Below are 5,582 nucleotides of genomic sequence, written 5' to 3' on the forward strand. Positions count from 1 at the left end.
CAGCTAACTCATTGAAACAAATTATAAAAAAGCTTGACAAACCAAATCATTATGATATGATAGTCGGCTCGCTAGATAGGATAAGTTATTAACTTAACCGACTAGCAACAAGCAATACCAGATAAATCATCTACTGGACGACAGAGATGAGACACTATTTAAAAGCATAACTAAAGAACAACTTGTGTGGATTTTTGCTGATTCAGAATGCTAAAAAATAAAGTTGGTTTTGATTTCTTTTCGGAATCAATTCTAACTATAAAAATTATCATTTAAGACAGCAGAAAAACTCAAAGTTAATTCATTACGAACATAATTTTTAGCGATTTTGCCAGATTAGATGAGCCAAGTTTAGAAGCTTCTTTAAAGAGCTTCATAGCAAGATTAAACTGAAGAGTTTGATCATGGCTCAGATTGAACGCTGGCGGCAGGCTTAACACATGCAAGTCGAGCGGAAACGATGATAGCTTGCTATCAGGCGTCGAGCGGCGGACGGGTGAGTAACACTTAGGAATCTACCTAGTAGTGGGGGATAGCTCGGGGAAACTCGAATTAATACCGCATACGACCTACGGGAGAAAGGGGGCAGTTTACTGCTCTCGCTATTAGATGAGCCTAAGTCGGATTAGCTAGATGGTGGGGTAAAGGCCTACCATGGCGACGATCTGTAGCTGGTCTGAGAGGATGATCAGCCACACCGGGACTGAGACACGGCCCGGACTCCTACGGGAGGCAGCAGTGGGGAATATTGGACAATGGGGGCAACCCTGATCCAGCCATGCCGCGTGTGTGAAGAAGGCCTTTTGGTTGTAAAGCACTTTAAGCAGTGAAGAAGACTCCGTGGTTAATACCCACGGACGATGACATTAGCTGCAGAATAAGCACCGGCTAACTCTGTGCCAGCAGCCGCGGTAATACAGAGGGTGCAAGCGTTAATCGGAATTACTGGGCGTAAAGCGAGCGTAGGTGGCTTGATAAGTCAGATGTGAAATCCCCGGGCTTAACCTGGGAACTGCATCTGATACTGTTGAGCTAGAGTAGGTGAGAGGAAGGTAGAATTCCAGGTGTAGCGGTGAAATGCGTAGAGATCTGGAGGAATACCGATGGCGAAGGCAGCCTTCTGGCATCATACTGACACTGAGGCTCGAAAGCGTGGGTAGCAAACAGGATTAGATACCCTGGTAGTCCACGCCGTAAACGATGTCTACTAGTCGTTGGGTCCCTTGAGGACTTAGTGACGCAGCTAACGCAATAAGTAGACCGCCTGGGGAGTACGGCCGCAAGGTTAAAACTCAAATGAATTGACGGGGGCCCGCACAAGCGGTGGAGCATGTGGTTTAATTCGATGCAACGCGAAGAACCTTACCTGGTCTTGACATATCTAGAATCCTGCAGAGATGCGGGAGTGCCTTCGGGAATTAGAATACAGGTGCTGCATGGCTGTCGTCAGCTCGTGTCGTGAGATGTTGGGTTAAGTCCCGTAACGAGCGCAACCCTTGTCCTTAGTTACCAGCGGGTTAAGCCGGGAACTCTAAGGATACTGCCAGTGACAAACTGGAGGAAGGCGGGGACGACGTCAAGTCATCATGGCCCTTACGACCAGGGCTACACACGTGCTACAATGGTAGGTACAGAGGGCAGCTACACAGCGATGTGATGCGAATCTCAAAAAGCCTATCGTAGTCCAGATTGGAGTCTGCAACTCGACTCCATGAAGTAGGAATCGCTAGTAATCGCGGATCAGAATGCCGCGGTGAATACGTTCCCGGGCCTTGTACACACCGCCCGTCACACCATGGGAGTTGATTGCACCAGAAGTGGATAGCTTAACCTTCGGGGAGGCGTTCACCACGGTGTGGTTGATGACTGGGGTGAAGTCGTAACAAGGTAGCCGTAGGGGAACCTGCGGCTGGATCACCTCCTTATAGATGGCATTCGGTCAGCAAGAATTCACAACAAGTTGTTCTTTAGTTTAAGCTTACGTTTATAACGAACGTATTAGGGTCTGTAGCTCAGCTGGTTAGAGCACCGTGTTGATAACGCGGGGGTCGGTGGTTCAAGTCCACCTAGACCCACCATTTATTACATGGGGCCATAGCTCAGTTGGTAGAGCGCCTGCCTTGCACGCAGGAGGTCAACGGTTCGACTCCGTTTGGCTCCACCACTATAGACGGTAGTAAGCTTTAAGTGCGAATAAATAGATAGGTATCAAATAGAATTAAGTGATCATTGCTGATTATTTACTTCTGTTTTATACGGAAACTTATGACTCGACGAGAGCATAGGAACTATTTAAAAACATAGATATGAGTCTGGGTTAGGAACACGTGTTCACGCGTTGTTCCTAACCTTAATAACTCGCTATTTAACGACATCAGTTGTTATCCCAGTAGTGAGTTATTAAAAAAGTAAAGAGAACTGAATCAAGCGTAAACATAGGTGATATCGTTATAATTGCTGACAAAGACCCTTTGGGGTTGTATGGTCAAGTAATTAAGCGCACATGGTGGATGCCTTGGCAGTCAGAGGCGATGAAAGACGTGACAGCCTGCGATAAGCTTCGGGGAGGCGGCAATATCCTGTGATCCGGAGATTTCTGAATGGGGAAACCCACCTAGCATAAGCTAGGTATCTTGTACTTGTACAAGAAGCGAACGAGGGGAAGTGAAACATCTCAGTACCCTTAGGAAGAGACATCAATTGAGATTCCCCTAGTAGCGGCGAGCGAACGGGGAGAAGCCGATTAGTGCTAATGTAGAAGAACAGCGTGGGAAAGCTGACCGTAGTAGGTGATAGTCCTGTATTCGAAACATTAGCGTTAACATATTAAGTAGAGCGGGGCACGAGAAATCCTGTTTGAAGATGGGGGGACCATCCTCCAAGGCTAAATACTCCTGACTGACCGATAGTGAACCAGTACCGTGAGGGAAAGGCGAAAAGAACCCCTGTGAGGGGAGTGAAATAGAACCTGAAACCGTGTGCGTACAAGCAGTGGGAGCCTTAATTTATTAGGGTGACCGCGTACCTTTTGTATAATGGGTCAGCGACTTATATTCTGTAGCAAGGTTAACCATTTAGGGGAGCCGTAGGGAAACCGAGTCTTAATAGGGCGTTTAGTTGCAGGGTATAGACCCGAAACCGAGTGATCTATCCATGAGCAGGTTGAAAGTGCCGTAACAGGCACCGGAGGACCGAACCCACTGTCGTTGAAAAGCCAGGGGATGACTTGTGGATAGGGGTGAAAGGCTAATCAAACTCGGTGATAGCTGGTTCTCCCCGAAAGCTATTTAGGTAGCGCCTCGGACGAACACCATTGGGGGTAGAGCACTGTTTCGGCTAGGGGGTCATACCGACTTACCAAACCGATGCAAACTCCGAATACCGATGAGTGATATCCGGGAGACACACAGTGGGTGCTAACGTCCATTGTGGAGAGGGAAACAACCCAGACCGCCAGCTAAGGCCCCAAATTCCTAGTTAAGTGGGAAACGAGGTGGGAAGGCATAGACAGCTAGGAGGTTGGCTTAGAAGCAGCCATCCTTTAAAGAAAGCGTAATAGCTCACTAGTCGAGTCGGCCCGCGCGGAAGATGTAACGGGGCTCAAACTAGGAGCCGAAGCTGCGGATTTGAATTTGTTTTCAAGTGGTAGGGGAGCGTTGTGTAAGCCTGTGAAGGTGCATTGTAAAGTGTGCTGGAGGTATCACAAGAGCGAATGCTGACGTGAGTAACGATAATGCGAGTGAAAAGCTCGCACGCCGGAAGATCAAGGGTTCCAGTCCAACGTTAATCGGGGCTGGGTGAGTCGACCCCTAAGGCGAGGCCGAAAGGCGTAGTCGATGGGAAATCAGTTAATATTCTGATACTTGTTTATGATGCGATGGAGGGACGGAGAAGGTTATGCCAGCTCAGCGATGGTTGTCTGAGTGGAAGGATGTAGGTTTACAGCTTAGGTAAATCCGGGCTGTTTTATACCGAGATCTGATAGCAAGTCCTACTTGTAGGACGAAGTGGCAAATACCATGCTTCCAGGAAAAGCTTCTAAGCAATAGTCATAAACGAATCGTACCCTAAACCGACACAGGTGATCAGGTAGAGAATACCAAGGCGCTTGAGAGAACTCTGCTGAAGGAACTAGGCAAAATGGTACCGTAACTTCGGGAGAAGGTACGCTGCTGATGGTGAAGGACTTGCTCCGTAAGCTATTGGCAGTCGCAGATACCAGGCTGCTGCAACTGTTTATTAAAAACACAGCACTCTGCAAACACGAAAGTGGACGTATAGGGTGTGATGTCTGCCCGGTGCTGGAAGGTTAATTGATGGGGTTAGCGTAAGCGAAGCTCTTGATCGAAGCCCCAGTAAACGGCGGCCGTAACTATAACGGTCCTAAGGTAGCGAAATTCCTTGTCGGGTAAGTTCCGACCTGCACGAATGACATAATGATGGCAGCGCTGTCTCCAGCAGAGACTCAGTGAAATCGAAATCGCAGTGAAGATGCTGTGTACCCGCGGCTAGACGGAAAGACCCCGTGAACCTTTACTACAGCTTTACATTGAACTTTGACCTGACTTGTGCAGGATAGGTGGGAGGCTTTGAAGCCGAGACGCTAGTCTTGGTGGAGCCAATCTTGAAATACCACCCTGGTCATGTTGGGGTTCTAACTCAGGTATAACAATACCGAGGACAATGTATGGTGGGTAGTTTGACTGGGGCGGTCTCCTCCTAAAGAGTAACGGAGGAGTACGAAGGTGCGCTCAGAACGGTCGGAAATCGTTCATAGAGTATAAAGGCAAAAGCGCGCTTAACTGCGAGACCCACAAGTCGAGCAGGTACGAAAGTAGGTCTTAGTGATCCGGTGGTTCTGTATGGAAGGGCCATCGCTCAACGGATAAAAGGTACTCTGGGGATAACAGGCTGATACCGCCCAAGAGTTCATATCGACGGCGGTGTTTGGCACCTCGATGTCGGCTCATCTCATCCTAGGGCTGAAGCAGGTCCTAAGGGTATGGCTGTTCGCCATTTAAAGAGGTACGCGAGCTGGGTTTAGAACGTCGTGAGACAGTTCGGTCCCTATCTACCGTGGGCGTTGGAAATTTGAGAGGATCTGCTCCTAGTACGAGAGGACCAGAGTGGACGAACCGCTGGTGTTCGGGTTGTCATGCCAATGGCATTGCCCGGTAGCTACGTTCGGATGGGATAACCGCTGAAAGCATCTAAGCGGGAAGCCCACCTCAAGATTAGATTTCCCTAAAGAGCCGTTCAAGACTAGGACGTTGATAGGCAGGGTGTGGAAGCACAGCGATGTGTGTAGCTAACCTGTACTAATTGCTCGTTTGGCTTGACCATACAACACCCAAGTGGTTTTGTATCAAGACAGCCAATTATTTCGATATCACCTATAACCTTGATTCAGTCAAGTAGGATGATAAGTCAAACAAACAGACTCATATCTAACCCCCTTTGCTGACGACAATAGCATGATGGCACCACCTGATCCCTTACCGAACTCAGAAGTGAAACATCATCGCGCCAATGGTAGTGTGGCTCCGGCCATGTGAGAGTAGGTCATCGTCAGCTCTCTATTC

General features: G+C 48.5%; 2 tRNA genes and 3 rRNA genes. All 5 read left to right on the forward strand.

Going from position 1 to position 5,582, the window contains the following annotated elements:
- Nucleotides 1-386 precede the first annotated feature (386 nt).
- The 5 genes from EI162_RS13105 (at nucleotide 387) to rrf (ending at nucleotide 5,574) form a co-directional block, all read left to right on the forward strand.
- Nucleotides 387-1,925 (forward strand): 16S ribosomal RNA (locus EI162_RS13105).
- Nucleotides 1,926-2,001: 76 nt separating this feature from the next.
- Nucleotides 2,002-2,078 (forward strand) — tRNA-Ile (locus tag EI162_RS13110).
- Nucleotides 2,079-2,088: 10 nt separating this feature from the next.
- A tRNA-Ala gene (locus EI162_RS13115) sits at nucleotides 2,089-2,164 on the forward strand.
- 319 nt (nucleotides 2,165-2,483) lie between these two features.
- A 23S ribosomal RNA gene (locus EI162_RS13120) occupies nucleotides 2,484-5,343 on the forward strand.
- Between the two features lie 116 nt (nucleotides 5,344-5,459).
- Nucleotides 5,460-5,574 (forward strand): 5S ribosomal RNA (gene rrf, locus EI162_RS13125).
- Together the 16S, 23S and 5S rRNA genes with 2 tRNA genes alongside form the textbook arrangement of a ribosomal RNA operon.
- Nucleotides 5,575-5,582: the final 8 nt, after the last annotated feature.

Origin of the sequence: Psychrobacter sp. FME6 (genome assembly GCF_014861365.1) — a bacterium.
Taxonomy (GTDB): Bacteria; Pseudomonadota; Gammaproteobacteria; order Pseudomonadales; family Moraxellaceae; genus Psychrobacter.